General features: G+C 61.2%; 31 protein-coding genes and 1 pseudogene. 24 read left to right on the plus strand and 8 right to left on the minus strand.

Features of this window, described 5'->3' with window-relative positions; all coding sequences use genetic code 11:
• Positions 1–826: IS110 family transposase (locus ATE71_RS10645; RefSeq protein WP_058803386.1), on the minus strand; the 826-nt coding region annotated here is incomplete at its 3' end.
• A 19-nt stretch (positions 827–845) separates the two neighbouring features.
• Here ATE71_RS10645 and ATE71_RS23165 point away from each other — a divergent pair.
• The 8 genes from ATE71_RS23165 to ATE71_RS10680 all read left to right on the plus strand — a co-directional run bounded on the left by ATE71_RS23165 (position 846) and on the right by ATE71_RS10680 (position 4,749).
• The gene (locus ATE71_RS23165) at positions 846–983 is read left to right on the plus strand and encodes a DUF3768 domain-containing protein (protein ID WP_152998735.1); all 138 of its coding nucleotides are present in this window, start codon (positions 846–848) and stop codon (positions 981–983) included.
• 72 nt (positions 984–1,055) lie between these two features.
• On the plus strand, positions 1,056–1,406 hold the full coding sequence (locus ATE71_RS10650; RefSeq protein ID WP_052241788.1) for a hypothetical protein: 351 nt from the start codon (positions 1,056–1,058) through the stop codon (positions 1,404–1,406).
• Positions 1,407–1,555: 149 nt separating this feature from the next.
• Positions 1,556–2,110, plus strand: a complete 555-nt coding sequence (locus tag ATE71_RS10655; protein WP_052241790.1) for a DUF736 domain-containing protein — start codon at positions 1,556–1,558, stop codon at positions 2,108–2,110.
• 183 nt (positions 2,111–2,293) lie between these two features.
• On the plus strand, positions 2,294–2,809 hold the full coding sequence (locus ATE71_RS10660; RefSeq protein WP_058803388.1) for a hypothetical protein: 516 nt from the start codon (positions 2,294–2,296) through the stop codon (positions 2,807–2,809).
• Positions 2,803–3,174, plus strand: coding sequence for a hypothetical protein (locus tag ATE71_RS10665; protein ID WP_058456873.1), 372 nt, complete (start codon positions 2,803–2,805; stop codon positions 3,172–3,174). Before ATE71_RS10660 ends, ATE71_RS10665 begins: the two co-directional genes overlap by 7 nt.
• 75 nt (positions 3,175–3,249) lie before the next feature.
• Complete coding sequence (locus ATE71_RS10670; protein WP_058456874.1) at positions 3,250–3,552, plus strand: hypothetical protein; 303 nt, start codon at positions 3,250–3,252, stop codon at positions 3,550–3,552.
• The gene (locus ATE71_RS10675) at positions 3,533–3,937 is read left to right on the plus strand and encodes a hypothetical protein (RefSeq protein WP_058456875.1); all 405 of its coding nucleotides are present in this window, start codon (positions 3,533–3,535) and stop codon (positions 3,935–3,937) included. Before ATE71_RS10670 ends, ATE71_RS10675 begins: the two co-directional genes overlap by 20 nt.
• A 476-nt stretch (positions 3,938–4,413) precedes the next feature.
• Positions 4,414–4,749, plus strand: coding sequence for a single-stranded DNA-binding protein (locus ATE71_RS10680; protein ID WP_058456876.1), 336 nt, complete (start codon positions 4,414–4,416; stop codon positions 4,747–4,749).
• Positions 4,750–4,786: 37 nt separating this feature from the next.
• Here ATE71_RS10680 and ATE71_RS10685 read toward each other — a convergent pair whose 3' ends face one another.
• Positions 4,787–5,023, minus strand: a complete 237-nt coding sequence (locus ATE71_RS10685; protein WP_058456877.1) for a hypothetical protein — start codon at positions 5,021–5,023, stop codon at positions 4,787–4,789.
• A 160-nt stretch (positions 5,024–5,183) separates the two neighbouring features.
• Here ATE71_RS10685 and ATE71_RS10690 point away from each other — a divergent pair, with 160 nt between their 5' ends.
• A complete protein-coding gene (locus ATE71_RS10690) occupies positions 5,184–5,819 on the plus strand; it encodes a hypothetical protein (RefSeq protein WP_058456878.1) in 636 nt (211 codons plus the stop codon).
• A 304-nt stretch (positions 5,820–6,123) separates the two neighbouring features.
• Positions 6,124–6,264, plus strand: a complete 141-nt coding sequence (locus tag ATE71_RS22490; protein WP_156416645.1) for a hypothetical protein — start codon at positions 6,124–6,126, stop codon at positions 6,262–6,264.
• Between the two features lie 431 nt (positions 6,265–6,695).
• Here the strand turns inward: ATE71_RS22490 and ATE71_RS10695 are convergent, their stop codons facing one another.
• Positions 6,696–7,181 (minus strand): hypothetical protein, encoded by a 486-nt coding sequence (locus tag ATE71_RS10695; RefSeq protein ID WP_058456879.1) that lies wholly within the window; start codon positions 7,179–7,181, stop codon positions 6,696–6,698.
• Positions 7,182–7,862: 681 nt separating this feature from the next.
• On the opposite strand from ATE71_RS10695, the gene ATE71_RS10700 reads away from it, so the two are divergent.
• On the plus strand, positions 7,863–8,855 hold the full coding sequence (locus tag ATE71_RS10700; RefSeq protein WP_058803389.1) for a DUF2493 domain-containing protein: 993 nt from the start codon (positions 7,863–7,865) through the stop codon (positions 8,853–8,855).
• 339 nt (positions 8,856–9,194) lie between these two features.
• Complete coding sequence (locus tag ATE71_RS10705) at positions 9,195–9,761, plus strand: hypothetical protein (RefSeq protein ID WP_058818295.1); 567 nt, start codon at positions 9,195–9,197, stop codon at positions 9,759–9,761.
• Positions 9,762–9,910: 149 nt separating this feature from the next.
• Here ATE71_RS10705 and ATE71_RS22130 read toward each other — a convergent pair whose 3' ends face one another.
• A complete protein-coding gene (locus tag ATE71_RS22130; protein WP_146215413.1) occupies positions 9,911–10,102 on the minus strand; it encodes a hypothetical protein in 192 nt (63 codons plus the stop codon).
• Positions 10,103–10,119: 17 nt separating this feature from the next.
• Between ATE71_RS22130 and ATE71_RS10710 the strand changes: the two genes are divergently transcribed.
• Positions 10,120–10,443, plus strand: coding sequence for a hypothetical protein (locus tag ATE71_RS10710; RefSeq protein WP_321164273.1), 324 nt, complete (start codon positions 10,120–10,122; stop codon positions 10,441–10,443).
• Between the two features lie 48 nt (positions 10,444–10,491).
• On the opposite strand, the gene ATE71_RS10715 is transcribed toward ATE71_RS10710, so the two are convergent.
• Entirely contained in the window at positions 10,492–10,830 is a 339-nt protein-coding gene (locus ATE71_RS10715) for a hypothetical protein (protein ID WP_152998736.1), read from the minus strand.
• A 437-nt stretch (positions 10,831–11,267) separates the two neighbouring features.
• On the opposite strand from ATE71_RS10715, the gene ATE71_RS10720 reads away from it, so the two are divergent.
• From ATE71_RS10720 to ATE71_RS10750, 7 genes are all read left to right on the plus strand, one after another.
• Positions 11,268–11,561: a ribbon-helix-helix domain-containing protein gene (locus ATE71_RS10720; protein WP_058818294.1), complete on the plus strand. Its 294-nt coding sequence runs from the start codon at positions 11,268–11,270 to the stop codon at positions 11,559–11,561.
• Complete coding sequence (locus tag ATE71_RS10725; RefSeq protein WP_058803392.1) at positions 11,554–13,950, plus strand: type IV secretion system DNA-binding domain-containing protein; 2,397 nt, start codon at positions 11,554–11,556, stop codon at positions 13,948–13,950. Before ATE71_RS10720 ends, ATE71_RS10725 begins: the two co-directional genes overlap by 8 nt.
• Complete coding sequence (locus ATE71_RS21710) at positions 13,947–14,243, plus strand: helix-turn-helix domain-containing protein (RefSeq protein WP_082660521.1); 297 nt, start codon at positions 13,947–13,949, stop codon at positions 14,241–14,243. The genes ATE71_RS10725 and ATE71_RS21710 overlap by 4 nt, the downstream gene beginning before the upstream one ends.
• Before the next feature lies 1 nt (position 14,244).
• A complete protein-coding gene (mobF, locus tag ATE71_RS10735; protein ID WP_058803394.1) occupies positions 14,245–17,271 on the plus strand; it encodes a MobF family relaxase in 3,027 nt (1,008 codons plus the stop codon).
• 10 nt (positions 17,272–17,281) lie between these two features.
• On the plus strand, positions 17,282–17,713 hold the full coding sequence (locus ATE71_RS10740; protein WP_152998738.1) for a hypothetical protein: 432 nt from the start codon (positions 17,282–17,284) through the stop codon (positions 17,711–17,713).
• Complete coding sequence (locus ATE71_RS10745) at positions 17,703–19,019, plus strand: hypothetical protein (RefSeq protein ID WP_058803396.1); 1,317 nt, start codon at positions 17,703–17,705, stop codon at positions 19,017–19,019. Before ATE71_RS10740 ends, ATE71_RS10745 begins: the two co-directional genes overlap by 11 nt.
• A gap of 140 nt (positions 19,020–19,159) precedes the next feature.
• Positions 19,160–19,369, plus strand: coding sequence for a hypothetical protein (locus ATE71_RS10750; RefSeq protein WP_054136348.1), 210 nt, complete (start codon positions 19,160–19,162; stop codon positions 19,367–19,369).
• A gap of 128 nt (positions 19,370–19,497) precedes the next feature.
• On the opposite strand, the gene ATE71_RS10755 is transcribed toward ATE71_RS10750, so the two are convergent.
• Positions 19,498–19,857: a hypothetical protein gene (locus ATE71_RS10755; protein WP_058456890.1), complete on the minus strand. Its 360-nt coding sequence runs from the start codon at positions 19,855–19,857 to the stop codon at positions 19,498–19,500.
• Positions 19,858–19,945: 88 nt separating this feature from the next.
• Entirely contained in the window at positions 19,946–20,488 is a 543-nt protein-coding gene (locus tag ATE71_RS10760) for a MarR family winged helix-turn-helix transcriptional regulator (protein ID WP_010339851.1), read from the minus strand.
• A 104-nt stretch (positions 20,489–20,592) separates the two neighbouring features.
• Between ATE71_RS10760 and ATE71_RS10765 the strand changes: the two genes are divergently transcribed.
• The 4 genes and pseudogenes from ATE71_RS10765 to ATE71_RS10780 form a co-directional block, all read left to right on the plus strand.
• On the plus strand, positions 20,593–21,069 hold the full coding sequence (locus tag ATE71_RS10765; RefSeq protein ID WP_010339850.1) for a YkgB family protein: 477 nt from the start codon (positions 20,593–20,595) through the stop codon (positions 21,067–21,069).
• A gap of 133 nt (positions 21,070–21,202) precedes the next feature.
• On the plus strand, positions 21,203–21,787 hold the full coding sequence (locus ATE71_RS10770) for a recombinase family protein (RefSeq protein WP_010339849.1): 585 nt from the start codon (positions 21,203–21,205) through the stop codon (positions 21,785–21,787).
• Between the two features lie 4 nt (positions 21,788–21,791).
• A complete protein-coding gene (locus tag ATE71_RS10775) occupies positions 21,792–24,770 on the plus strand; it encodes a Tn3-like element ISMpo10 family transposase (RefSeq protein ID WP_012449407.1) in 2,979 nt (992 codons plus the stop codon).
• Between the two features lie 33 nt (positions 24,771–24,803).
• A pseudogene (locus ATE71_RS10780) lies at positions 24,804–25,856 on the plus strand (hypothetical protein); the annotation flags it as partial.
• Positions 25,857–25,859: 3 nt separating this feature from the next.
• On the opposite strand, the gene ATE71_RS10785 reads toward ATE71_RS10780, so the two are convergent.
• On the minus strand, positions 25,860–26,129 hold the full coding sequence (locus ATE71_RS10785) for a hypothetical protein (RefSeq protein WP_054362420.1): 270 nt from the start codon (positions 26,127–26,129) through the stop codon (positions 25,860–25,862).
• Between the last annotated feature and the right edge of the window lie 218 nt (positions 26,130–26,347).

Below are 26,347 nucleotides of genomic sequence, written 5' to 3' on the forward strand. Positions count from 1 at the left end.
GGCAAAAAACCTCTGCAACCAACATTGCCGCGCTGTTCGGACCAATGCCCTTCAACTGCTCAAGGCGAACCGCTTTCTCTCGGCATGGGAAGGTAGACTCCTCATGGAGCACAACTTCAGCGCGGTCCCGCTCGATGTCCTTGATCTGATCGTTGAGCAACGCGAGCCGTTCGAAACAGCGCTCAATTTGCCGACGAAGGTTTGGTGGCAAAGGCCGCCCATCGCCGGTGCGCATGTCGTCGAGCTGTTTTGACCAGTCACCGCCCTTGATGGCTTTGACAGATCGTATGCCCTGTAATGCAAGTAGCCCCCTGATCCGAGAGATAATTCGGGTGCGCTCGTGCACGAGATCGCCGCGCTCCCGCATTACTCGGCGCGCGTCCTCTTCCTCGGGAGAGGGCACGTCCACGACACGGCACACGCTTTTGTCGCCAGCGAGATAGGCTTTGAGGATCCCGATCATTGCTTCGGCGTCGATCCGGTCGGTTTTTGCGCGCCTGCCTCGCCGCGACACGAGGAAGCTGGCGGGATCCAGCACATAGGTATCGATGTCGTTCGACCGCAGTAGCCTTGCGAGCCAGAAGCCATCATATCCAATCTCGAAGCACAGGCGAATGGCGGCAGGTTCACCGATACGATCAGCGGCCTTGCACTCAAGATTGCGAAGGTGACTGATCAGTGCCGCGCTGTTCCCGGCAGGAATTGTCCGCAGCGAAGGCTTCGCCGCTCCTGGCGAGAGCGAGGCAACAAGCCAGTTGCGCTTGCTGAGCTCAACGCTGACAATGACAGAAGTCTTGGGGCAGTAATCTGACGACGAGTTCTCCATGTAGCGTTCTCCGTGGGGTTTGACGGAACAACGGCATAGCCGATCCGGCCTGCATAGGATCTATTACGACACCGAACTGGCATTCGGGTCCGAGGATCCGGCCAATCCAGCGATGACACAGCGCGTCATCAAGCTGATGCGGCCAGCGGACTACTGATGAGTTCAGGGGCTGACATGTCAGTGCGCCGCGGGGCATCGGCCCAGTTAAGGGTGGGGAGGTAACGAGCGCATGAGCAGGCACAAAGTACCGCTTCGTGACGGGATTGCTGCTGCCAGTGCCTATGTCGGATGGGACCGACCGCTTCAGACCTATTTCGCGCAGGTTCTGAGCGCTCCTGACGAAGACGGGGAGGAAATCGAACTCGTATGGGTCGGAACCGCTTTCGGAGAGCTGCCCCGCGCGGTTGACGCAATCCGCGCGCTCGAGCCCTATTGCCATATCGAGGCAAGTCTTGCCGCACAGCTCGAGATCGACAGGATGGCCTGCCTCGCCACGCGCGATGGACCCAATCAGCTCGAAGCCAAGGCGTTCATGGCGCGCCTCAACCAGATCAAGGACGGGTCCGAGCCCGAAGCTTAGGTCGGTACAGACCGGGCCTGGCTCGTAGCAGGGCCGGTTCAGCTCCAATCCAACTATCGAGACTCCTCAGCCCTCTGGGCTGGACAGGATGACGCGCGCCTGCGGTGGCTGGCGCACGGGCCGGGCCAGGGGCCCGGAGGAGAGGGGGGATGGGAGAAGGTGTTCCGGACAAGGGGTTCGGACGGCATCAGGAGAACTTCGACATGAACATCGGCACCCTCAAGGCCAACGCAGAAGGCGTTCACATCGGCCGCATCACCACCCTGACCTTCAGCGCGACGGTTGCGCTGCGGGCCTTCGAATCCACCAACGAGCGGGCACCCAAGTTCGACCTCATGGCGCTCTCGGCGGACCGCCGCAGCTGGGTCAAGATCGGCGCGCTCTGGGAATACTCGTCGAACGAGACCGGCGAGTGCTTCCTCTCGGGCCAGATCGACGATCCCAGCCTCTCGGCGCCGATCCCGGTCGCCATGTTCCAGCAGAACGATGGCAGCTACAACGTCGCCTGGCGCCGCTCGAAGCCCAAGGCCTCGCTCGACGGCTTCGGCAGCGAGAGTGAAGGCGCCCTGCCGCCGCTGACTGCCACCGGCGACGAACCGGCCAGCGACCGCAGCGTTGACAGCGGTGCTGCCACCGGCGACGGTCTGGGCGACAGCACCGCTCCGGCACCCAAGGGCAAGACGCGCGCGAGCGTCGACGCCTGACCGGGACAAGCCCCCCGTGACCGGTGCCGCGACCCGCGCCGGTCACATCGGGAAGGCCCGTCCGCGCATTCGTCGCGGGCGGGCCTTTTCTTTGCCCGGTGCTTGCAAGCCGAGCCGACCTGCAGCGGAAACTCTGCCTGCGAAAGAGAAGGGGGAGGTGCCGTTCAAGCAAAGGAGGCTTGAATGGCACAGACAAACTGGACTCTCGATCTTGGCGGGGCTCCGTGGAACGAAGACTGCGCGCAGATCGGCCACACCCCGAACTTCGACCTCGTGAATACCGCAGAAGTCACGCTCTACAGGGCTGCGCTGATCGCGGTCGCCGGGCCTCCGCCCGCCGGGATCACCCTGCGGATCAAGGCTAACGCCCATGATTTCGGGACCTACCGGACGGTCGAGGCGAGCGTCGACGACGAACAGGACGATGGCAGCCATGCCAGCTATCTCGAGACCCTCGAGATCGGCATCGCCTTCTGGCATCAGGCCGGGTTCGCACCGCCTGAATTTAGCAAGCTGACGGCCAGCGATCAGCTTGTGAGTTTCGTCGTGGATGCCGTCGCAAGCGCGCTGCGGATCACACGGCCGAGCACCACCGGGGCATTCTTTCCAGAATCCTCCGGGCCGATCCATCGCAACCTCACCGCAGCCTTTCCGGAAGCGGCACAGCGCGCCTTTTCCGAAGGGGCCGTGCCATGCTGACCGACAGCGAGCGCTTCGCCTTCAGCGCCTGGCGAATCCATGCCTTCGCCTCGACGGGCAATGCCTACGACGCCGTGCAGACCGACGAGACTATTGCTGCTGGGGATACGCTGCTCATCCTCGATGAGAGGGTTGTCGGTGTCGCGATGACCTGGCCGTTTGCTATCACCGCAGAGCCGGGCAAGCTTCACGCGGTCTGTGAGCCATGCGCTGGTGAAACCCTTGGGCACATTGAAACGGCGCTAGATGTTCCAGACGGGTCAATCGCGCGAGCCTGCCGCCTCGCACGGACACTGGGCTTTGCGATTGATGCGGGCCTCGTCCCCTTGTTGCCTGAGCTGCTGGCGGCAGAGGTGGACGGCTAGCGCGGCAAGCGTCGCCACAGAAATCTTGCTATTTTGGCAATAATTGCTATTTTGGTGCCAAGAGGAGATACCACCATGCCAGCGACGGCGAATGAGCACCCCAGGATTCCCCTGACCCGGTTTCACAACAACACCGGCGAGTTCCTTGATCTCGCAACCAAACAGCCGGTCGTCCTCACCAGCCATGGGCGCGAGCGACATGTCATCGCAGATAGCGAATATTTCCGCCATCTTGAACAGGCAGCACGCGGTGTGATCGCCGGCCACATGAATATCGAAGCTGTCGCTTCGTCCGACATGACCGAAGCCGATCGCAAGGCTTTCGCTAATGCACGGCCTTCGGCCAGTGAACTCGCCAATGACCGCTGGGAAGACTGACCGCCCCGCCGCAGGCCATATCCTCCGATACGTCTATCTCTTCGAGGAAGAGCAGAGACGGGGCCGCGACGAAGGCGTCAAGGAACGCTTTGTCGTCGTCGTTGGTGTGGAAGGGTCACGCTACCTGGTCGCGGCGATCACGACCAAGGGCGAGGGGCGCAAGAACGCTGTCGCAATCCCCGATGAGATCGCACGCGCAGCCGGGCTCGCTCCGGGCAGCGCCATTGTCGTTTCGGAATTCAACCGGTTCACCTGGCCCGGGTTCGACATCAGACCCCTGATGAAGCAGCCCGGGTACATTGCCGGACGACTCCCACCGCGGTTCACGGCAAAGACCATCGATGCCATCGCAGCCTGGGGCGCCGCTGCCGTCGATCGCGATTGATTGCCGCAACGCAGAGACAGGCAGCCCCCTTGGAGCCATGTCTGACCCCGCATCAAGGCCAGTATGGCGGCAACTTCGGGGATCGGCACCCCAGGTAGCCAAAATCGGGTCTTCCGGACGACAGCCACAAAGAGTCTATTCGCTCCCTAAAATCGGTGAGGACGGGCGATCGATCCTGCGATCATCACCGTCGACAGCAAGCTCCTGCGAGCCGAGACGCGGCGAGGTCGATGTCCAGGCGTGCGATAAGCTCCTGTGCCAACAGCACGTCCGCCGCCCAGTGCCCCTGCCTCTCTGGTCGAGCTTAGGGCCAACCTGCAGAAATGCGAGCCGTGTTGCCCGGCAAGCCGGGCTGCCCGCACCATCTCGCTTTCTGAGGTTTCCCGCGCGCCGCAGCGCGCGGTGTCCCAGCTCTCTCGCCGAGGCTCGATAAGGGCACCGGCGGACGAGCCGTCGGCACCAAGGAGGCTCATGCAATGAACATCGTCAACCTCGTCGGCCGTCTCGCCAAGGATCCCGTTGCCCGCGACCGCAGCGACACCCGCATCACCGAACTGATCCTCGTGACCGAGCGTCCGGTCATCCGCGACGGCAAGGTCCAGAAGGATCCGGGAACCGGCTACCCGGTCAAGGATGCAGAATTCCACAAGGTCACCGTCTTCAATGGCCTCGGGCTCCCGCTGCGCCAGCACAAGGCCAAGGGTGACCAACTCGCCGTGACGGGCCGCATCCACTACTCGCGCTGGCAGGACGCCGAAGGCAATGACCGCTATGGCTGCGAGATCATCGCCGAGAACGTCGAGTTTCTCTGACCGGGAGGGGCGGCGCGCAGGCGTCGCCCGAGCCCTTTCAGGGGGGCGACAGCTGGACACCGGTGGCGTCCAGCTTGGTTCCCCGGTGACCGCAGCTGCAGCGCAAGTGCCGCGCGACGATCTCCAGCTTCATCGGGATGGATTTGGCAAAGCATCGGTCTCGCAGTTTGGCCGCCGGAACGATCACAACGCGGCGGCATGCGAGACATTCAACCTGTGCGTTGAGGCCATGGCGAACCAGATCGGCCACCGTATCGAGACGCTTGCTGCCCATAGCCACGGCAGAACATCATAAGAACATTAGTTGTCAAGCGTGCTGCGGGGTTGCGCAATCGGCCTGATCAGAAAGACCCGCAAACCGAATAACAAGACACTTTGCGCCGAAGCAAAAAAGCGCAATAATCCCGCACATTGCAGCTGAGGAGTATGACATCATGGCACTCTTTAGGGTAAATCTCGACGAACAGCTCGAGGAGCATCTGGATAACGCAGCCCAGTACCAGCGGCACGATCGATCCGAAATCGTCCGACAAGCGCTGACCGAGTATTTCAGTTCAGCTCAGAACCACGTCCACGACGACGAAGCCATCTGGGACGAATGGCGCGACTTCTCCCGAACCGTGCTCGACGCACAACAAAAGGCGATCATAGCCGCCATCCGAACCCTTCCCGATGAGGCATGGGCCTCGCGGAGCGAAACGCTCGATCGCCTAACCAAGGCCATCGAAGACGTCGAATGGGACCAGGGCATTGAGCCGATCTATGAAATCTTGAGAGAAAAGGTGATCGAAAAATCGCTCGCCTTCGCCACTAACCCCGAGATCGAACCCACCAACCGAAGCTACCCGTTCGCGCCCATCATCCGCTTCGACATTGGCTTTGCAACCGATGACCTCTACTCGGTCCGGCTGCCGCTGATCCAGGCATTCTTCCAATACTACTGGGAAGCAGGCGAAGCGGCTTTCGATGAAATACCAGCCATCTGGGAAGCTGCCAAAGCGCGCATAGATGCTGGCGAAAGGCGCCCCTCAAATGAGGAAGCTGCAGCGGCGCGACGGACCTCTGGCTAGGAAATGGTGCTCTGGCAAGCGGAGTGGTTGATGTATCATCTTCCGTACGCGCGCCTTGCATGAGGCTACCGTCATGCAAGCGGCCTTGCTTCAAACTTGGTTGCCCCCTCGCAGGATAAACAGTGGGTGGCGTCTCCCGACCTCTGGCCGGGATCGCGCTCTATTCCGCCCCGTGCGCTGCGGCCCCGTCTTCACGAAGGCTTCGCGCACCCAAGGCTTCACCGAGCCCCTGAAAGGTCTCGGTCCTTCAGGTGACGATCGCTGACGCATTTGGCCGCTGGCCACGCTTGCGCGCTGCCGCCTGATGAGCGGCGCTCTCAAGCGGCTCGGGCTGCGCCGGGGCATTGCGTTTCTGATGGCCCGCCGGCTCTCGGTTCCGCCGCTCGCGGCCGAGTTGCCGCGCGCGATTTCACGTTTCAAACTTCTTCGTTTATCAGACCTTTGAAAGGAGATGAGATATGGCCAACGTCAGTGGGTCGGAGCGCAAACGGCGCAAGAAAACGCGCGAAGAGAATTCCGTTTGCGCACGCTGCAGCATAACGCTTAGCGACGGATGTGCGGACACTCATCATGATTTTGAGCGTGGCGATAAGCGATACACGGATGAAGCTCATCGACATGCTGTGTGCAAGCCGTGCCATCGAGGCATTCATCAAGTCTTTCCGCAACAAGCCGTCCCTCTTTCCGAGGTGTTGGCCAAGGAGGCATCAGGTGAGATCAAGATTGCCAGAATCTGCTGTGCGAACTGTGCATAGACACCGCCGCCGCAGCCATCTCGGCTATTGTCGTTTCCGCGGCAAACTGCACGAAGCTGCCGGTCTGCTTCAAGTACGGCTCCTGCTCGTCACTTAATGTGGCCCGCCACTGGTATGGACCCTATCGGTCCTCCTGATCCAGACGGACCGCCTTTTCGATGAAGCCCTGTGGCTCTCTCACGAAATGCGCTGCGTCTGATTGCAGAACCGTCCTGACGACAGCTTCCCTGCTTGGCTGAATGATCGCACCCTCCGGCGTTGCAAAGACGCAGTCGAGTTGCCGCGCGACGTCGCAGACCCCGCCGACCAAAGGCAAAGAGAGATCTGCCGCGTCGAAGCGGACCTGGATTTCTTCGATGAATTCGTCATCGAAGCTCACCTGAATGTCGTCCGCAGGTTCGTCACCCCACACCCGGAGACCGGTGTACGATCGCGGCTTCTCGGGCAGCAGCATGTCGAGTTTTGCGAACAGCGCATCCGCCTTTGCGATGGGCAGTGCCAGAACAACTTCCTCGAGCTGCCCGCGGCTCATCCGTGCTGCGTGGACCCCTGCGATACGCGCCGCAGAGGCAGGGATGAGGTTGATGACGAACTGCCAGACGGCCATGGCCCGAACATAGCGTCAATGCGGGCTCCGACAATGGGCTCGTTCGCTAAGTGCCGCCCATGCGGGCAGGGCAGCGCCCCTTACCCGCGAACGCGCCTTTCCTTGCCAGGAAGGCGTTCGCGCTCGGAGCTTTCCGACCGTAATGCGTGCTGCTGCGAGCAGGCGGGTCATTCGGTATCCTCCGTCCGGTCAAGGATCGGCTCAGGCTGTCGCTGCGCTTGCCTTCACCGCCCGCGTGGCGGTGATGCCCGCTTTGCGGCATCATCCCTGACAGTCCGTCGTCTTGCGACCAGCCCCGCCAAACGGTCTCTCAAGATGGGGGGAGTTCCCGCTGTAACCCCTTCGCAGGGCCGAAGGGGCGGCCCGGTGTGGCGCTGAAGCGCCTGACCGGCCCTGCCTTCGTCTCACCTGCTCGAGGGCGGGAACGTCTCTTCCACACACACAGGAACACCTGCCGAAACCTATCGGCGGCCGCCCCTTGGTCAAGGATCGCGGTCCCCCCAATTTTCAGCAATCGCGGCTGTCTCGCTGCGCTCGCGCCACGCTTGGCAGAAAATCGGTTCCCCCACGCCCGCCATGGCGGCGGCGAGACGAGCTCGCCGTCCCTGACACGGTTCGTCCGGCCCGATGGGTTTTTGGCTGTTCCCAATGTGGGGACGATTTCAAAAATCGGAGGCTTTTATGACTTTTTTCAATTCGTTCGCAGATCTGGCTCAGGCACGGATCAATCTCGCCGATGCTCGTGAAGGGATCACGGAATCCTATGACGGAGCGTTTCTTGAACACAGCGATCTGGCAAAGCTCAACATCATCGAGGCTCCAATCGCCGCAGAGATGCCGGATCCCGACATGGCGCGCCGCGCCGTGGAGATGGCAATCGGAACGATCTTCGATGTCCTCAAGGACACGCGCATGGAGGAATTTGCGCAGCAACTCGCCTGGGGCATGGTCAACTCCTTCCACATGACCGCACGCCTGGCTGAAGGTCGCGAGGACGATGCTGCAAAGAAGCTGGGCGAAATGGCCCGCCACTTCGACCCTTCGGAGATTTACGCTGTCGAGCTCGAGGAAACACAACAGCTCTGCCAGACACTGCAAGGATGCCGCGAAGCGCTCGAGGCGATGCGCGATCATGCAGCGGACGTCTACCGGGTCGAAACCGGTCGCCCCTTCACGGCCGCACGGGGATCGCAAGTCAGCAAGAACGGGGTTACCGCAAGCCAGGTGCAGGCACGCGATTTCCTCGCCGCACGCGCCAAGGATCGCAGGGCACAATTCCAGCCCGATGGCCCGCTGGTGATCGTGTCAGGTGGCCAGAAGGATTGGCACGATTTTGCGATGATCTGGGCTATCCTCGACGACATCAAGTCGCGGATCCCGAACATGGTCCTGGGCACGACCGGCATGCGCAAGGGCGTCGACGCCATGGCCGGTGCATGGGCGCAGCAGAACGGGGTCAACACGATCCTGTTCGTCCCCGATCAGCGCCACGGCAACCGGGCTCCGTTCCTGCGCAACGAGAGCATCGTTAAGCTGAACCCTGTTGAAGCGATCATCGGTGAAGGGTCGGGCATCCAGTCCAACCTTGCACAGCGCCTCCGTCAGGCAGGCGTGCCGCTGCACATCCGCCGGATCAGTGATCAGGCGCAGGTTCGGTCGCGCAACTTTGCGTGAGCGCTCTTCGGAAGGCTCCGGCTTATCCCGGGGCCTTCCGCTCTTCTTTTGCGCAAGGGGCGGGCTCTGGGGGCATCGAACCCCCTTCGCCCGCTGACGCGAGCATCGCGATCCCCTGAGTTTATCAGGCGCGCTTGTGCCTTGGCTCGGCGCGCCTTGCCCATGCTCGATGCTTTGCATCTTGCGGGCATCGCTGCCGCACTAACTGCCACACCCGGACAATGGGTCGACCAGCCATCCTTGGGGTGAACCAGAACCACCTGGCGGCATTCTGCCACCAGCTCAGGTAGTGAGAAAGAAGAGGGGGATGGAGGAGACGAGCAGCGACAGGAGGCAAAGATGCTCGTCACATTCCGCGTCAAGGATATCGAGACAAGGCTCAATTCGAAACCGGCTCAGATATGCCCGCCAGAGCTCGCAGCACTGATGCGCAGACTGCACACCGCCAACAGCACGATCGATGCAGACCCAGGCGAATTCCTGGCCGCGCCCCTGAACTTCGAGATCAATGCCAACGCGCTTGCGATCGCCGAGTTCGCATCCTGTTTCGACCATCGCCCGGAAATGATCGCGATCGTCGAGGAAGCACAGTTTCTTGGACGAATGCTGCGGATCGAGCACCACCAATACGACGCACCGATCACGATGCGGGTGAGTGAGCACATTGCACTGGTAGGCGACATCACAATGAGCAGCGACCTTGCTGCAAAGGTGCTCACCTCGCTTGGCTACCACCGCCAAGAATCTGGCCAACTGTCCCTGCAAAAGCTTGGGACAGCGCTCGAGGATCACCGGACTTATGCGGCTTTCGCCAAGGCAGGAATCACTCCGCTCTTCGAAAGCCTCGCGTTCATCGCCGCCACCGATTGTGGAGAGCAACATCCGCTGCTCGAATGGACCTCATGACTATCCGGACAGCAGTTCACGAGCAGCCACGAACCGACTGAACTCGTCGCCATGTTTAACGCTCGATCTGCAAATTGCCTCCTGCAGGATCGAGGTGGAAAAGGGTGCCCGGCACGTTGCCGCGGTGCCCTTTTTTCATGCCCCCTGGGTCACGGCACTGCCGAACAACCACATTCCGGCACATAGCTTTCGCGAAGTCGCTGGTAACGCATGCCTCCCGCCGCAGGCACGTCCACCACCATCGCCATGAGCACCCCGCCAGCATACTGGTCAACCACTAATTTCCCGACCGAGAAGCCGTGCTGCGCCGGCTTCCGCACCATCGAAAAATTAGCGGTCAAGCCTCCGCTTCGCTCCGGTGACCAGCACACTGACGGGGCGCTGTTTCATGGCATGGCGGACGAGCCGCCGAGCGCCAGGAGGCAAGGTCATGTGCTACACAACAGAAAGCTACGAAGACGACATTTCAGTGCTTCGCCAGATCAATCCCAACATCATCGCCCTTGATGAAAAAACGCTCGAAGCTGAGCGGCGCTCCTACCACACATTCTTCGACGTCCATGTCGTCGAGACCCGGGACGGGTACATCCTCATTGAGGAGGGAGACTATGGCGAGCTGCCGATGCACCTGATCGATCAGATCGTCTACACCGCTACAGGCAAAATGGCCGATGAATTCTGACGAGACAGGGCGGTGGTCACCGCCGCCCAACTCGGCAAAAATCAGGCCTCACCCGCCGAGCTTTTCGAGAGCAGAAATCGCTACCTTTGGCTTCACTTTGACGGCTAGCTCCAGAAGGGCAATCGCCGTATCCTGACCGACCTTTTTGATGAGCCGATTCAGCTCTCGTTCTGCTTCCTCACGCTCAAGCTCTGCAAGCTTCTGCCGGCGCTCCTCCAGCTCCTTTTCCGCTGCTGCCAGGGCAGATCGTTCGCGTTCAAGTTTCGACACCATTGCGCATTCCTCCAAGCCTTGAAAGACCATGCGAAGATGCACCAATCGCAGGGTCTGTTCGAGGCATTTTTTTGCTTGCTGCTCTCGCGATACTTCATCTCGAAGCATGCCCAAATTGGACGCCCACCTTGATCGAACGTGGTGCCAATGACGTGACACAGCGGTCCACAGAGGCAGGCCAAACGTCTGTGGTCAGTTCGCGAGTCCGGCTCGCCGGCACATTCCCCCCGGAAGACCAGCTGGGCCAGTGATCCCCCTATGGCACTGAACCTAGCACAGGGCCTAAGTCCCTAATTTTATGCACACCGTACACCGCTGCGCGGTAGGCTGATGCAGCGAAGTTCTGCATATTTCACAATCAGTTAGGTAAGATTTTGCTCGAAATTCGCACGGTGCAGTCCGCTGCATACCGTCCAGTGCTCCATCATAAATATAAAAATACAGGGGCTTAGCGCTGCACCGGGCTGCATCTTCTAAGCTCTTGGCAAGGGGGCTGCAGCGTTATATACTCGGTCCTGCGATAGACGAACCACGCCTGAAAAGGTGTGGTAGTGGAAAAGAAACAGTTTCAGAGCGTCGGTGTAACGCTCAGCCCAAGGATGATCGACGTCGTCGATCAACTTGCGGCAAGCCGCGGTGTATCGCGGTCAGAAGCCATCCGCATTGCCCTTGAAGTCGGTATTCCGCTCCTGAAGGCGGGACTATCGCTCAATGCCGAGCGGGCTGTTACAATCCTCGAGCATACCCAGCTTGCGCTCTCGCTCATCGTCCAGGAGCAATATCCGGCTGATGCCGAACACCTGATCGCTCAGGCGCTCTCCAACGTGCGAGAGCATCATGGCTGAAGACATCAGGTTCAGCAAAAAAGCTGCCACTCTCACCCACGCTTCCGCGCGCGGAAAAGTGAAGCGGAACGCAGGCAATTTCACGCGCGGATCGCAGCTGTTCCACCATGAAATCCTGATGACCTGGGCGGGCATCAGAATGCCCCTCTACGTCTGGGTCGGAACCGCCATTCTTCTGCTGTGTGCCCTCGTCAGTTTGACCTTCAAGAACCACGAGGTGCAGCTCGTGCTTATGAAGCTCTACGCCGAGGCTTGGGGCTGGGTTCAGCTCAATCCGAACAAGCCTGTAAACCTGACGCTTCCATCGGGTCAGATGGTGCAAGGCACCATGTCCATGGTGCCCTATCATCCTGCAGTGGAAAGGGCGTGGGCCAAGGCTGTGCAGGTCAGCATTTCTGCGGGTCTTGGTGCAGCCTTTATCTGCGTCCCATTGACCGTCTGGTTCGTCGACTTTTCGAAACGGCGCGGCACCGACATTCTGACCGAGCGCCATGAGCGGGGGGCCGTGCTTGTGACACACAGCGAACTGGCCCAAGCCATCACCAGCCATAACTGGAAAGCGCATATCAGCGAGTGCCGCAAGCGCACGCCACCAGTGGACCCCGACAAGATCCTCGCAGAGCCCTTGAAGGACCGTGTTCGGGCGGGTCTGCATGCGCCTTACCGCCTGGCAGGTGTGCCGGTTCCTTGGCGTCTTGAGCAAAGCCATGCGATGTTCATCGGTACTACCGGTGCTGGCAAGACGACCGAGCTGAAGAAGATCGTCACGCAGGCGCGTGAACGCGGGCATCGCTGCGTCATTTTCGATCTGACCGGCACCTTCGTCGAAAGCTTCTATGATGCCGAAACGGACATCATCCTCAACCCGATGGATCGCCGCTGCGTGCCATGGTCGATCTTCAACGACTGCGACAATTACGCCGAATTCATGAGCGCTGCGACAGCGCTGGTTCCCAGCGGCCATAGCGCGGAAGATGACTTCTGGCAGAAGTCGGCACGCACCCTGTTCGTCGAGATGTGCGTCAAAATGATCAAGATGGGCGTGCGCTCAAATGGCGCGCTTTCCTACTTCCTGATGCAGTCGGATCTGAAGACGATCCATGCTCAACTTGAAGGCACGATCGCAGGTCCGATGATGTCACCCGCCGCTGCCAAAATGGCAGAGTCGATCCGGACCACCTTCATCGCCAATGCGAATGTTTTCCGCTTCCTGCCCGAACCTCCTCCGGGCGAAACCGGCTTCTCAATCAAGAACTGGATGACCACCGAGGTCAAGGAAGGGTCGATCCTTTTCATCACTTCCACGCACCCGGACCTGGTCCTCAATCGCCCGCTTTTGACGCTGTGGATGGACCTGGCCGTCAATGCGCTGTTCCACATGGGACGGACCCGAGATCTGCGCACCTGGTTTCTCATCGACGAAGTCCATGCGCTGCATCGTCTCCCGGCGATCGATCATGGTCTTCAGACCGCCCGCGCGTTTGGCGGAGCCTTCGTGCTTGGCATGCATTCCTTCGACAAGCTTGAAGAAACCTATGGCGAGAACGGAGCTACCAATCTGGCCTCGCTGGCGGGCACCAAACTGATCCTCAAGACGGCCGATCCCGAGACGTCGCGGCGATGCTCCGAGTTCATTGGCAACCGTCAGGTCCGGATCATGGATGAAGCCTATTCCTACGGCTATAATGACAACCGCGACGCCTCGACGATCACGCCTCGTACCAACGTCGAAGAACTCGTCATGCCGGTCGACATCAGCGACCTGCCCAGCATGCACGGGTTCGTGAAATTCCCCGACGGTTTCCCCGCTGCCAGGATCAGGCTGACGTGGAAGGATTACGAACCCCGCGCCAAGGGTTTCGAGCGTGTCACCGACATGCGCGCCGCCGAATACATCCCACCGTCCGGGGATATCGCGGAATTGGGGGGTGGGGATAGGGAAGGCGCACAACCTGACATCGCGCCTAAGGAGCGGAAGGATCGCGAAGAGGTCGCGCTGAGTGAGGCTGAGCGGGCGGCGCAGCAGCTGAGGGAGGCGATCGAGGGGCCATTGAACCCTGAGCGCGAGCTGACCGAGGAGGAGGTAACACGCAAGATTGAGGATGAAGAGGAGCGGGCAGACTTCGAGCGAAAGCCAGCGCAAGGGGAGCTGTATGGCTATAACCGCCCTGGCAAGAAGGACCAGCGCGACCGGCAAAACCTTGCCATGCGCGACAGCGAAGAGCGCGGCGCGCAAGCGAAGATCGAAGGGCCGAAGGGGCGAGCGCAGAACAGCAGGGCAGACGCGCAGGAGAGCGAGCTTTCCAAAGAGAACATGCGCGGCATCGGCAACGAAAAGCAGAGCCGTCAGGACCCTTCCATCGACGATGATCAGGAGCTTGGGCGATGAGCGCGGCCGCGCAAACTGGCCATGTGTCCCCGTCAATGTGCCCGCATTGTGCCGGTACGATCGGGCGGCGGATAAAGACCGTCCGAGCGGCTCTGGGTATCTCCCAGCACGTGATGGCATTGCAGCTCGGGATCGCGGACAAGACCATCAAGAACTATGAAGGTGGGCACAGGGATCCGCCCTCCAGCCTGATCGCTGCCATCTGCGAACAGTTCCGCATCGATGCCGCCTGGCTTCTGCTGGGCGATGCTTCGCGGCCGATGTTCCAGCATGAGCAGGCAAGGGTGGCCTGAGATGCTGTCGGTCGCATCGGTCGCATCTGCAGGCGGCGCCGCAAACTACTTTGCCAAGGACGACTACTATGTCGGCGATGGTCCTGCCGAGCTTAGCGAATGGGGTGGCGAGGGCGCGAAAGCGCTCGGGCTTGCAGGCCCAGTTGCCAAGGAAGACTTCGAAAAAGTCCTCGATGGCAAGTTGCCCGATGACACGGTCGTAAATGGCAATGCAAACCGCCGCTCGGGCATAGACCTCACATTCTCGATGCCGAAGTCAGCCAGCCTGCTGGCGCAGTTGGGCGGCGACAAACGGATTCTCGATGCACAGCAGGCCGCCGTCAAGGCGACCATGGCCTATCTCGAGAAGCACTATGCGCAGGCCCGCGATCGTTCGCGCAATGCCAACGGCGAGGGCGTGGTCACAGGCAAGCTCCTCTATGCCCTGTTCCAGCACGACACGAGCCGGGCGCTGGACCCGCAGAACCATACCCATGCTGTCATTGCCGCGATGACCCAAGACAAGGATGGCAACTGGAAGGCGCTGTGGAACGGAGAGATCTGGAAGAACAACACAGTCCTTGGCTCCATCTACAACGCCGCGCTGCGGACGAACCTCGAGAAGCTCGGCTACGAAACCCAGATCACGGGCAAGCACGGCCAGTTCGAGATCAAGGGCGTGGCGCGCGATGTGATCGAAGCCTTCAGCCAGCGTCGCCTGACCATTCTGGCAACGGCCGAGAAACTCGGGAAGAGCGCTAACGACACAGAAGCCTTGCGTGAAATCACCAAGCGCACCCGCGATCCCAAGCTCAATCCGGATGATAAGCAGGCGCTTCGGCAGGAATGGGCGAGGCGCGCTGCCGGGCTGGGGTTCGATGCCAAGGCGCTGGTCGAACAGGCGCGGGAACGCGGCTCCGAGGGGCGTGAAAGCCCTTTGGGGTCGCCGCAGCGTGTCCAGGAGACTCTTAGTGCGCTCCGCGACAGCGCCAAGCTCTACACTCGGCCAGCAGACACACTGACAACCAATGGCCTGCAACGGATCACTCTGACGCCCACGCAGCTGCGCACTGAGATGGCAACCGCTTCTGCGATCAGGATCATCGGCGAACGTGAAACCTCCTGGACCCGGGGCGAGCTGGTCAAGACCGCGCTCGACCTTGGGGTGAAGGGTGTGACCGCTGATGGGGTTGAAGCGAGGATTGGCGTGTTGGTGGCCGACGGGAGGGTGCTCGAGGGCAAGAGCGACAGGCTCGATGGCAGGCCTGAGAGATTCACCACGCCCGAGCATGTCGCAATCGAGCGGGCAACCCTTGCCAATGTCGCCGCCGGAAAGGGCGCAGGCCAGGCCATCATTGAAGCTGCCGAGGCACCCGGGCGCTTGCGGCAAGTAGCGGGCACCCACGAGCTCAATGCCGAGCAGATTGCCGCGGGAACTCTGGCGCTGGCCAGCAAGGACCGCACGATCGTGATCCAGGGTGTCGCGGGCGCAGGCAAGACGACAATCATTTCGGCCATCGCAAGCGTAGCTCATCAGGAGGGAAGGGAGGTGATCGGGCTCGCCTTTGCCAACAAGATGGTGAGCGATCTTCGCAGCGATACAGCGATCCGGGGGCCGGACGGTGAGGTTGTCAGGCAGGGTATCACAGCAAGAACCGTCTCATCCTTCGTGAATGAGCATCTGCGGCCCACGCTTGAGGGCTCAGGTCCGAAGTTCGAGGCATCACGAGAGACCTTGCGCGGCAAAGTGCTGGTCTTGGACGAGGCTTCGCTCGTTGCGAACAAGCCGATGAATGACCTGCTCACGATCGCCAACCGGCTTGGGGTTGAAAAGCTGGTCATGATCGGAGACCGGGCCCAGCTGCAGCCGATCGAGGCGGGCAAAAGCTTTTCGCTGATCCAGTCCGATAACCCCGCCATAGCCCGCATCGATACCAGCCTTCGGCAGCGCACCGAACATATGAAGGAAGCCGCTGGCCTCGCGCGCGCCGGAATGTTCAAGGAAAGCTTTGCCTCGCTTGGCGAGCGTGTGGTCGAAGCTGGCGCAGACCACCTCAAGGTCACCGCGCAGAAATGGCTGGAGCTATCGCCAGAAGACCGCGAGCGTACCGCGATCTACTCATCGGGTCGTGCAGCGCGCGGCGAACTCAACCGGATGGTCCAGCAGGGCCTAAAGGCAGAAGGGGCGATCCAGGGGGAAGGGCTGAGGCTGACCACGCTCCTCCCGGCCCATGCGACGCGCGAGGAGCTGCGCTACGCCTCGACCTACAGCAAGGGCCAGCTGCTCGAAGTGACGCGCCAGAACGCCCCCGGAGGGCTTGTTCGGGGGCGGTACGATGTCGAAAGCATAGACGTGAAGGGCCGGGTCATGCTGCGCGATGAAAGCGGCAAGCTGATCAAATTCGATCCGGCGGCGATCGACCCTTCGGACAAGCGCGATGCCTTGAGGCTCTCCGAAAAGCACAAGGAGACAATCTACGAGGGCGACAAGATCCGCTGGACCGAAAAGGATGATGCCAGGGGGCTGATGAAGTCCGAGGAGGCGAGGATCCTCGGGATCAGGGATGGGATCGTCACGCTCGAGAACAAGGCAGGCGAGATCGTAGAACTCAAGCAGAATGACCGCATGCTCGAGCGCATGGGCCTGGCCTATGCGATCAACATGCATCAGGCGCAGGGCGACACGCGCGACATGGCGATCGGTGAGATGCACTCATCGGCCAGGCACTTGTCGAACCAGCGTCTGGCGCTCGTCATGATGACCCGGGTGCGCGACGACATCATAGTCGTCACCAACGACCGCGATCGGCTTCTCGCACAGATCGGCCGCAACCCGGGCGACAAGACCAGCGCACTCGAAACCCTCGGCGAAAAGCAGGTCGAGGCCAAGCGCAGCGGCCGCGAGGCTGGCGAATTCCGGCCCACAATTCCCGATCATTTGAGGGCGCCCGAGGACAGGCAAGCAAATGCCTCACGGATCGATCCGGCGAGCCTTCGGGCAACGCCCCAGCTCGATGTGCCCGAACGCAACATCGAACGCAGCCGATAGGAGGAAGATCGTGACACAGATGGGCCATGCCAAAGCGGGCACGCCGCCTTCAGACACTTTCGAGATTCACCTCACGCAGCAGCTGACCCTGACCAATCTGGTGAACGAGGCAGGACTCTCGGAGATTGCGCGTGCCGCTGGCGGGGACAGCTTTGTGGTCTGCGACCTCAATACGTACGGGGTTCAGGGATGCGCTGATCTGCGAGCCGCCCTCCATAACCAGAAAATGGCCGCCGAGTTGGTGGCGATAGGTCTGATGATCCTTGTCGCAGTTCTGGTGGGCACGATCGCGGCCGCCTTTGTGAGGCTGGTGGCGCAGCGGGCGGCTCCTCCTTGGGAGCGGTGCGCCGTTGCCTTTATCCCGCTGCGCAGGGGTCGGGCAAAGCCCCGGAAAGATGCGGTCAACATCATAACCAGGAAGGAGAAGAGGCATGGCGCTTGAATACAAAGACGCAGGGACCGTCGGAAGCAAGCGTGGGGCGAAGGACGGGGCGCAGCACAAAAAGGTTGATCTGCGCGATCTCCACATCCGCAATGCCGGCGGTCAAAGTACCGTTCAGAAAACGAGCGAGTTCAAGCGCAGATCACCCAACAGCTACTTGAAGGGCGAAGCGGCAAACAATCTGGCACGCCGGGTCTTCAAAGAGCATAGGGCCGGAAAGTCGGTACGAGAAATCGCGGGCTGCTTTGAGCTTTCTCAGACCAAAATCCGCGTTCTCGTCAATCGCGGCCTCGATGCCGAATTTCGCGACGTGACAGCACCAAGGATGATCCAGCAATACTGCGATGAGGGACGACAGCTCGATATCCCCCTTAATGTACTTCTCGGTAAAAGAACGGGCGTCCATTGCTGGACCTCAAAAATGCTGAACGAGGGAGCGCTCCTGCGAGAGGTAAAGGCGCTCTATGAAGACTTCACGCTCGAGCACCTCCAGCACTGCATCTACAATTGTGACGCTCACCTAGCAAAGATCGAGGCCCTGATCGGGCCGCTGCAGTTGATGAGCGTCGAAGCATTTCATCACCGAGCCCGTCAACGGGTTGCGGCTTACCGGAGCCAAAATCGCTTCCACAAGATCCGCTATATCGACTGGGACACACGCCCTAACTCATACTTTGCTTGTACCAACCGATACGAACAGTGGCACGACTGGGTACTGCACCCCCGAGTGAACGAATGTTTCAACCCTAACCAAACACTACACGATATCATTGCAAGAATGGAATCGGTCTTCAGTGCAGCAATCTATTATAGGAATCAGGAAGCCGCCGAGGCTGAGTATCGGCACCTTGAGCGGCTTATTGCCGAAAACAACGGACCCAGAGAGTTTACCCAGTTCGTTGCCCAGGGGCGCGCCATATGGCGCAAGCGAAAGGCCGATAGAGCCGAAGCAGCGTACAATTCGACGCCAGACCCTATCGTCGAGGCTCGCCAGCGCGAATCCATTGCGAGAAGCCGGCTGATTACACACGCCGGCACGATAGCGATCCGGATGGCCCTGATGTTTGGCAGCATCATACTCCTCGCCCACGAGATGAGTGTGATCAACGACCCACAATATCTGGCTCGGATGAATGTTCCCGCAATGAGCTTCTACATCACCGCATTCATTGCCGGTGCTGCCGCCGTTGCGCTGGCGTTATTCACGTTCCAGTCGGCTCGAGGCTTCAGCCAGCAAATAAAGGAGCACCGGTCGGCCAAAGCCAGCCTCGACCACCAGATGGACCGAGGATCAGCGCTTACATGACGAACTGCACTTCAACTCCAATTTCAAGCGGCAGCCCTTCCCAAGCCCGATCCGCCAATGCCCAGAAGCAGTCGGCATGAGCCTGCGCCTGCGCATCCAATCTTCCAGACCGTCAATCACCACATGAAGGAGAGCATGAAATGGCATTCGATTACGAAGATGCAGGCACTTTCGGCAGCGAGCGCGAGGCAAAAGACTGGGCGCAGCGCAACAAGGTCGATCTGCGCGATCTCCACATTCGCAACGTCGGCGGCCAGCGGGTCGAGGTGGGTATCCGCAAGAGCGCCTACGATCAGCGCGAGAATTACGACAACCGGCACGGCCAGAGACAGGACGGCTTCTGGCGATGATGAAGTCCACCGCAGCGTGCCTGATTTGGACCACTGGCTTGTTGCACGACGCGAACGGAGCTCAGAATTTCGGCCTGATGGAGTTGTGGCGTATTGAAGCCGCTGGTTCCGCGGCTTCCAATATCTTCTTATGCAGCCAAAGCAGATTGCACGTTGCCAGGAAAAAGCAGGAGAGCGAAGGCATTTGCAATCTGCCGGGCGCTTGATTCAGACAAGCCAGTCACATCCCCCACCAAGGCCCCGCCATCGAAAAAGCTTTTAGGCTCAAGGCCAGAAGCGATCAGTTGATAGGTTCGGAACAGAACCCTTGCCATTTTCCCATCGGCAGACTGTCTGATCATCTGGTCATAATCAGAATCCAAGCTGATATGGTCCCAATGGACCGAGAAGTGTTTTCTTGCTTTTGCCACGTGCAGGAACGGTATCTTGCGGCGTTGGCACTCATAGAACCAAGCATCGCGAGCGGCCGAATCTCGCTTGTCGATCATTTTCCAAGCGGGGTTAGGCCATGGGATCCCTTTGAGGGGTCAGGACATAGAACGGGCACAGATATACGCTAAGCGTCTCTGCGCGCACTTATGGGTCGACTCTATGCGTCGACGACTCCAGCATTCCAAAGGCATCCATCGGACAGTTGTAGCATCGCCTCTCGTCGCAGAGCCGGCATATCGTCAGCGCCGAGACAGCGTCGTCAGACATCTGCGCAAGTATTGTCTCGGCAATACGTTCCAGCACGAGGCGGTCAGCATTCGAGACATGGCTAAGGATTTCGGATAAAGTCTCGTTTCTTCGTTGCAGGATCGCAGATAGGCGAGTCTCGCCTGCCTCAGTGAGCATCAGCGCTACTGCACGACGGTCCCGTAGCGCTTTGGATCGAACGGCGAACCCGGCTGCAACCAATCGATCGACAAGCCGCACCGTCCCCGCGTGGGACAAGCCTAGCACCCGTCCTAATTCGTCGATCGAAAGACCGGTCGCGTGACCGATGACGACGATCGCCGCGGTGGTTTCGCCACCGCCGGGTATCGTCGGGTCGAATGCCGCCTTCTTAATTCGATCGGTGATGCCCACTGCGAGGGCGCCGAACAGATTGACGAGCCGGTCCGAGAGTACGTTCAAAGGGTTGCCTCATTCATTGACGGCGTATAGTGTATGCGCAGCGCATATATCACGCCTGTCTAAGCATGAAGGCAGGTCATGCGCCATGATGAAAGCGAGGCACCATGTTTTCGACATTACACATAGCTGAAAAGACGACCGGCTCTCGCGGGTCTCTCGCGTTGCTGCGCTGGGCGCTGGTGGTCATCTTTCTCTGGTTCGGTTGCATGAAATTCACGAGCTATGAAGCGATGGGCATCGCGCCATTGATGAAGAACAGTCCGATCATGAGCTGGATTCCGGCCGTTTTTGGGGTGCAGGGTGGAAGCTATTTTATAGGCACCGTCGAGCTCGCGACGGCCGCTGCGCTGATTATCGGTGCTTTCAACAAGACGGCCTCCGCTCTCGGCGCGGCGATGTCATGCCTGACTTATGCCGTGACACTGACGTTTTTCCTGAGCACGCCTGGCGTCGCCGAGCCGACCGCTGGCGGGTTCCCGGCGATTTCGGCCGGAACCGGACAGTTCCTGTTGAAGGACCTGGTGCTTCTTGCGGCATCAGCGTGCCTTCTACTTGCGTCCATACGGACAGCAGACGCGTGACGGCAAACAGGTGATAGGCGACGCTCCGGACCTGCGCTTTTGCCGAACCATACCCGCCTCAGCCCATAACGATCGACAAACCCTGTCGCTTTGATAGGGTGTTCGAAAACATGCTTTCGAGGGTTTGTCGTACATGCTGGTCGGATATATGCGGGTGTCAACGACCGATGACCGCCAAACGGTCGATCTCCAGCGGGACGCGCTCGTCGCAACCGGGGTCGATCATCGGCATCTCCATACCGACAAGGCATCCGGCGCGCGCGACGACCGACCAGGCCTGAAAGCCTGCCTCGACTATCTGAACGCGGGCGACACACTGATCGTGTGGAAGCTCGACCGGCTCGGACGCTCGCTGCCGCACCTGCTGACGATCGTCACCGATCTGAAGGCGCGCGGCATCGCGTTCCGGTCGCTGACCGAGCAGATGGATACGACCACGCCGCACGGCGAATTGCTGTTCTCGCTGTTCGGTGCATTGGCACAATATGAGCGTGCGCTCACGCGCGAACGGGTGATGGCGGGACTGGCTGCTGCCAAACGCCGGGGACGCCAAGGTGGCCGCCCGCCGATGATCGACGCCGAAACGCTCGAGCGGATCACCGCCGCGCTGGATGGCGGGGCCAGCAAGGCGTCCGTCTGCCGGACCTTCAAGGTGCCGCGTTCGACCCTTCTCGGCACGCTTGCCCGGATCGGCTGGACCGCACCGGCCAAGGTCTAAGCCGATGCCGCGTCGCGCCGTCCTGTCGGACGAGCAACGCGCGGCGTTGCTCGCGCTTCCCGACGACGAAACCCTGCTCGTCCAGCACTGGACATTGAGCCGGGACGACTTGGCCATCATCGTCCGCCGGAGGCGACCGCATAACCGGCTGGGTTTCGCGATCCAGCTTTGCGCGCTGCGCTATCCTGGCCGTTTCCTGCGACCCGGTGAACTGATCCCTGATACGCCGCTCGCGTTCGTCGCAGAGCAATTGCAGGTCGGACCCGAGGTGCTGGCCGACTACGCGACGCGCGGCCCGACCCGGTACGAACAGCTCGATGCACTGCGCGATGCATTCGGCTTCATGCCGCTCAGTCGGCCGCTGCGAACGACGTTGCAGGAATGGCTCCTGCCGATCGCGCTGACGACGACCAGCGGGGCTAGGCTGGCGCGCGTGATGCTGGATGAGTGCCGGCGACGGCGCATCATTGTGCCGGGCATCAGTTCGGTCGAGCGGATGGTCGCACAGGCGTTGCTCGATGCCGAACGCCATGTCGCCGAGCATCTGACCCGAGGACTCGATGCTCGACAGCGCCGGCTGCTCGATGCGCTTCTCCTGCCCCACACAGGCACGAACTTGAGCGATCTGGCCTGGGTGCGGCAGTCACCCGGCAAGCCCGGCCGAAAGACATTCGCCGCCATCATCGAGCGACTGACACTGCTTCGGGCCATCGGGATCGATCCGGATATCGCCGTAGGCGTCCATCCCGAGCGCCTCCGACGCCTGTGCCAGGAAGGCGTGCGGCTGACCGCGCAACATGTTCGGACGCTGCAAGCGACGCGGCGTCGCGCCACATTGGTGGCGACCATCCTCGAAACCATCGTTACCCTCACCGACGATGCGGTGCTGATGTTCGATCGCCTGCTTGGGCAGATGTTCCGGCGCGAACAGAACAGCGCGGACACGACACTCAAGCGCAACCGGCGCACCATCAACGGCAAAATCCGGCTGCTTGCCCAACTCGGCGCTGCCTTGCTCGCCGCCAAGATATCAGGTGGCGATATCGGCGCTGCGGTCGAGGCAGCGATCGGATGGAATGATCTCGGCCGCGAGGTCGATGAAGCCCGCAAGCTGATCCGCCCCGATTCGGTCGATCCCGTCGCGGTCGCCGCGACCAATTACCCCGTCCTCCGACAGGTCGGTCCCTCGTTCATCGCCTCGTTCACATTCGGGGCGGTGCCAGCCTGCCATGCGCTCGCGCGAGCGGTCGCGATCATGCGCGACCTTCATTTTGGTCATCTGCGCAAATTGCCTGCAGGCACGCCAGTCGGCTTCATCCGGCAAGCTTGGCGTCGGGCGATCGGCACCGGCATTCCCGATCGCAGGATCTATGAATTGTGCGTGCTGGTCGAGCTTCGCGACCGGCTTCGCGCCGGCGACATGTGGGTCGAGGGAAGCCGACGCTATCGTGCTGTCGAGCAGCAACTCATTCCTGCCCCCGTATTCGCCAACATGCGCGCGGCCGGCCCCTTGCCGATACCGGCACCGGATACGGCCGATATCTGGCTGGCCGAACGACGCGCCCGCCTCGCCCGTCGATTGGCCGAGGTCGAGCGAAAGGCGGAGACGGACGCGCTGGAAGACGTGCAGCTCAGCTTGGGCAGGCTGCGGATTTCGCCCTTGAAGGCGATTACTCCCGAGGAATCCGATACCGCCCTTGCGCCGCTCTATGCGCATCTGCCCGCGATCCGCATCACCGACCTTCTTGCCGAAGTCGATCGATGGACCGGGTTCAGCCAGTGCTTCACGCATCTGCAAAGTGGCCGTGCCGCGGATGAACCACGTGCGATCCTCACGGCGGTGCTCGCCGATGCCACCAATCTGGGCCATACGCGCATGGCGGAAGCCTGCAATCTCGTGACCCAGCGCCAACTCGGTTGGCTCGCCTCGTGGCATCTGCGCGAGGAAACCTACGGTCGCGCGCTCGCCCGGCTTGTCGACGCCCAACACACCGCGCCGCTGGCCGCGCTGTTCGGGTCCGGCACCTCGTCCAGCTCAGACGGTCAGAACTTTCCGCTCGACCGCCGCGCCCAGGCAACCGGCGCAGTCAATCCGCACAAGGGGACAGAGCCGGCTGTCTCCTTTTACAGCCACGTCTCGGATCGCTACGCGCCGTTCCATTCCACAGTTATCTCCGCTTCGGCGAGCGAGGCGGCACAGGTGCTCGACGGGCTGCTCCACCACGGCGCCGATCTGCACATCGAAGAGCATCACGTCGATGGCGGGGGCGTCTCCGACCATGTGTTCGCGCTATGTCATCTGCTTGGGTTCCGGTTCGCGCCGCGTATCCCGAATATCGCCGCACGCCGTTTGCACCTGTTTAACGGCATCGAACCCGGCCCCGATATTGCGCCGCTGGTCGCGGGCCGCATCGACGAAGGTCTGATCGAGGCACACTGGGACGACGTGCTGCGACTGGGAACCTCGATCCGCACAGGCGTCGTCAGCGCCTCGATCATGCTGGAACGGCTCGGCTCCTATCCACGCGCCAACGGCCTGGCACTGGCGTTGCGCGAGATCGGTCGCGTCGAGCGTACCCTGTTCACGCTCGACTGGATCGAGCAGCCCGAACAGCGTCGCCGCGCCACCCGCGAACTCAACAAGGGAGAAGCGGAAAATGCCCTGAAACGCGCCATCTTCTTCCATCGCATCGGCCGTATCCGCGATCATGCGCTGCAAGCCCAAAGCCATCGGGCGAGCGCGCTGAACCTCGTCGCCGGTGCCATCGTCCTGTGGAACACGACCTACCTGCAAGCCGCCCGGATGCATCTCGCCAACCTCGGCCGGCCGGTCCCGCCGGACCTGCTGCAACACCTATCACCGCTCGGTTGGCAGCATATCAATCTCACCGGCGATTACCTCTGGACCGATCCCGATGCGCCATCCACCGCGCTCAGACCGCTTCGCCAGATGCGCGCCGTCGAAGGCACGGCAAAACCTTAGCGTATATCTGGGTCCGTTCTGTGTACCGACCCCTATCTGCGGAGATTGACGAGCACCAAGCGGCCGGAGCACCGCGAGGACTGCCCCTTCTTCCGCGACCAGGTCACGCACCGCATCACCGAGATCCGCTCTCGCGAGACGCCTGCTGATCCACCCACCGGCTATTTCGAGGTGCTGCGCCCAGCCCCGGAGAAACTGGCGCAGAGGCCCGAGGAAGATGCCAGCGACGATCGCACCCGCCATGCCTCCGTTCCGCGCCTAGCGCGGCTCCTGTGGCGCCTGATCGACGCTGCCGGCACCAACAAGGTGGCCCCCGTCGCGCACGAATACGAAACCGCCTCGATCAAGCTGGAGTTCGAGGCGCTCGGCAGAGCCTCGACCAAGATCGAGATCGCGCCGGGCATCGAGCTCGGCCGAGCGTTCTGGACCCACGCAAATGCGCTTCACAGCCGTAGAGCCTACGCCATGCTGCGCCAGCTCGCGAAATCGTGGCCGAGCGGACACGCGCCACAGGGCTTCATGGCGCTGTTCTCGCCACACGTCCGGGGCCACGTCGTCGACGTCCCCGGGGCCGAGGCGATCCACGTCGCCAACCGCGTGCAGTCGCCCTCCGTGCGCGGCAACCTCATCAAGGGGCCGTTCTTGGTGATGATCGTCGCGGGCGAGTATCCCGAGGCGCACGGCTACGCACCGCTTCGCGCCTACGCTCAACCAATCTTCTCCGGTCAGCGCTTCATCCCGGTCGACTCCGAGTTCGAACGGTCGGTCCTTCGCGAGCTGTTCAAGGCCCGCCGGCTACTGGACGCCGGGGGAGTGGATCTCGCGATCGAGAAGCCCGTCTTTGACCGCCTCACGACCCAGGGCTCATGCCGACCCGACTTCCTCCTCGAGGCACGCTCGCGCCTGACTGGCGAGATCAAACAGCTCGTGGTCGAAGCGATGGGCTTCAGCGACGACGACTACCTGACGTCCAAGGCGACGACGCATCCGCGTATGCGGCTCCTTGGACCACTCCTGACGATCGAGCCCACGGATGTCGAGAAGGACCGCGTGGGCGATCTGATCGCGAGTGCTCTCGATCTCTGAGGCTCAGTTCCAGCTCAGGCTCATGCCGAACGAGACCACGATCCCGAGCGTCACAGGGGTCGACAGAAGGTAGAGCTTCTGCCAGCGCCACCAGGTCTTCGGCAGGAACAGCACGGCGCCACGCACGGACCGCATCTCCTCCCAGGACCGCTCGCGATACAGACGGATTCCGGCGACCGAGACGGAGAGGACCATCGCGATCGCGCAGCACAGCCCCGTGGCGGTGTAGAGTGCTATCCAGTTGATCAACTCGACTTGGGTCAGGTGCGCCATGATCAGCCTCGTAGCCCGCCTCGGGTGATTAATGTCTCCGACCCTTGGCCGGTTCCGAACGGACCCTATCTGTTTACAACAGCATGGTGAGGATATGCTTAACCCCCCACCGCAACGAAAGTGACGCAAGTTCCTCGCATACCGCAAGCTAATGGTCGATAAACGGCTTCGCACGTCCTGCCGATCGGATCGCCGACCCACGTCCGCACGCCGAGCTG

The sequence above is a fragment of the Sphingopyxis sp. H115 genome (genome assembly GCF_001468465.1).
Classification (GTDB): domain Bacteria; phylum Pseudomonadota; class Alphaproteobacteria; order Sphingomonadales; family Sphingomonadaceae; genus Sphingopyxis.

Excerpts from the sequence above, each read along its gene's own strand:
- ATE71_RS10650 (WP_052241788.1), top strand. The coding sequence starts at position 1,056 with ATGAGCAGGCACAAAGTACCGCTTCGTGACGGGATTGCTGCTGCCAGT.
- ATE71_RS10655 (WP_052241790.1), top strand. The coding sequence starts at position 1,556 with ATGGGAGAAGGTGTTCCGGACAAGGGGTTCGGACGGCATCAGGAGAAC.
- ATE71_RS10660 (WP_058803388.1), top strand. The coding sequence starts at position 2,294 with ATGGCACAGACAAACTGGACTCTCGATCTTGGCGGGGCTCCGTGGAAC.
- ATE71_RS10665 (WP_058456873.1), top strand. The coding sequence starts at position 2,803 with ATGCTGACCGACAGCGAGCGCTTCGCCTTCAGCGCCTGGCGAATCCAT.
- ATE71_RS10670 (WP_058456874.1), top strand. The coding sequence starts at position 3,250 with ATGCCAGCGACGGCGAATGAGCACCCCAGGATTCCCCTGACCCGGTTT.
- ATE71_RS10675 (WP_058456875.1), top strand. The coding sequence starts at position 3,533 with ATGACCGCTGGGAAGACTGACCGCCCCGCCGCAGGCCATATCCTCCGA.
- ATE71_RS10680 (WP_058456876.1), top strand. The coding sequence starts at position 4,414 with ATGAACATCGTCAACCTCGTCGGCCGTCTCGCCAAGGATCCCGTTGCC.
- ATE71_RS10685 (WP_058456877.1), bottom strand. The coding sequence starts at position 5,023 with ATGGGCAGCAAGCGTCTCGATACGGTGGCCGATCTGGTTCGCCATGGC.
- ATE71_RS10690 (WP_058456878.1), top strand. The coding sequence starts at position 5,184 with ATGGCACTCTTTAGGGTAAATCTCGACGAACAGCTCGAGGAGCATCTG.
- ATE71_RS22490 (WP_156416645.1), top strand. The coding sequence starts at position 6,124 with ATGAGCGGCGCTCTCAAGCGGCTCGGGCTGCGCCGGGGCATTGCGTTT.
- ATE71_RS10695 (WP_058456879.1), bottom strand. The coding sequence starts at position 7,181 with ATGGCCGTCTGGCAGTTCGTCATCAACCTCATCCCTGCCTCTGCGGCG.
- ATE71_RS10700 (WP_058803389.1), top strand. The coding sequence starts at position 7,863 with ATGACTTTTTTCAATTCGTTCGCAGATCTGGCTCAGGCACGGATCAAT.
- ATE71_RS10705 (WP_058818295.1), top strand. The coding sequence starts at position 9,195 with ATGCTCGTCACATTCCGCGTCAAGGATATCGAGACAAGGCTCAATTCG.
- ATE71_RS10725 (WP_058803392.1), top strand. The coding sequence starts at position 11,554 with ATGGCTGAAGACATCAGGTTCAGCAAAAAAGCTGCCACTCTCACCCAC.
- ATE71_RS21710 (WP_082660521.1), top strand. The coding sequence starts at position 13,947 with ATGAGCGCGGCCGCGCAAACTGGCCATGTGTCCCCGTCAATGTGCCCG.
- mobF (WP_058803394.1), top strand. The coding sequence starts at position 14,245 with ATGCTGTCGGTCGCATCGGTCGCATCTGCAGGCGGCGCCGCAAACTAC.
- ATE71_RS10745 (WP_058803396.1), top strand. The coding sequence starts at position 17,703 with ATGGCGCTTGAATACAAAGACGCAGGGACCGTCGGAAGCAAGCGTGGG.
- ATE71_RS10750 (WP_054136348.1), top strand. The coding sequence starts at position 19,160 with ATGGCATTCGATTACGAAGATGCAGGCACTTTCGGCAGCGAGCGCGAG.
- ATE71_RS10755 (WP_058456890.1), bottom strand. The coding sequence starts at position 19,857 with ATGATCGACAAGCGAGATTCGGCCGCTCGCGATGCTTGGTTCTATGAG.
- ATE71_RS10765 (WP_010339850.1), top strand. The coding sequence starts at position 20,593 with ATGTTTTCGACATTACACATAGCTGAAAAGACGACCGGCTCTCGCGGG.
- ATE71_RS10770 (WP_010339849.1), top strand. The coding sequence starts at position 21,203 with ATGCTGGTCGGATATATGCGGGTGTCAACGACCGATGACCGCCAAACG.
- ATE71_RS10775 (WP_012449407.1), top strand. The coding sequence starts at position 21,792 with ATGCCGCGTCGCGCCGTCCTGTCGGACGAGCAACGCGCGGCGTTGCTC.
- ATE71_RS10785 (WP_054362420.1), bottom strand. The coding sequence starts at position 26,129 with ATGGCGCACCTGACCCAAGTCGAGTTGATCAACTGGATAGCACTCTAC.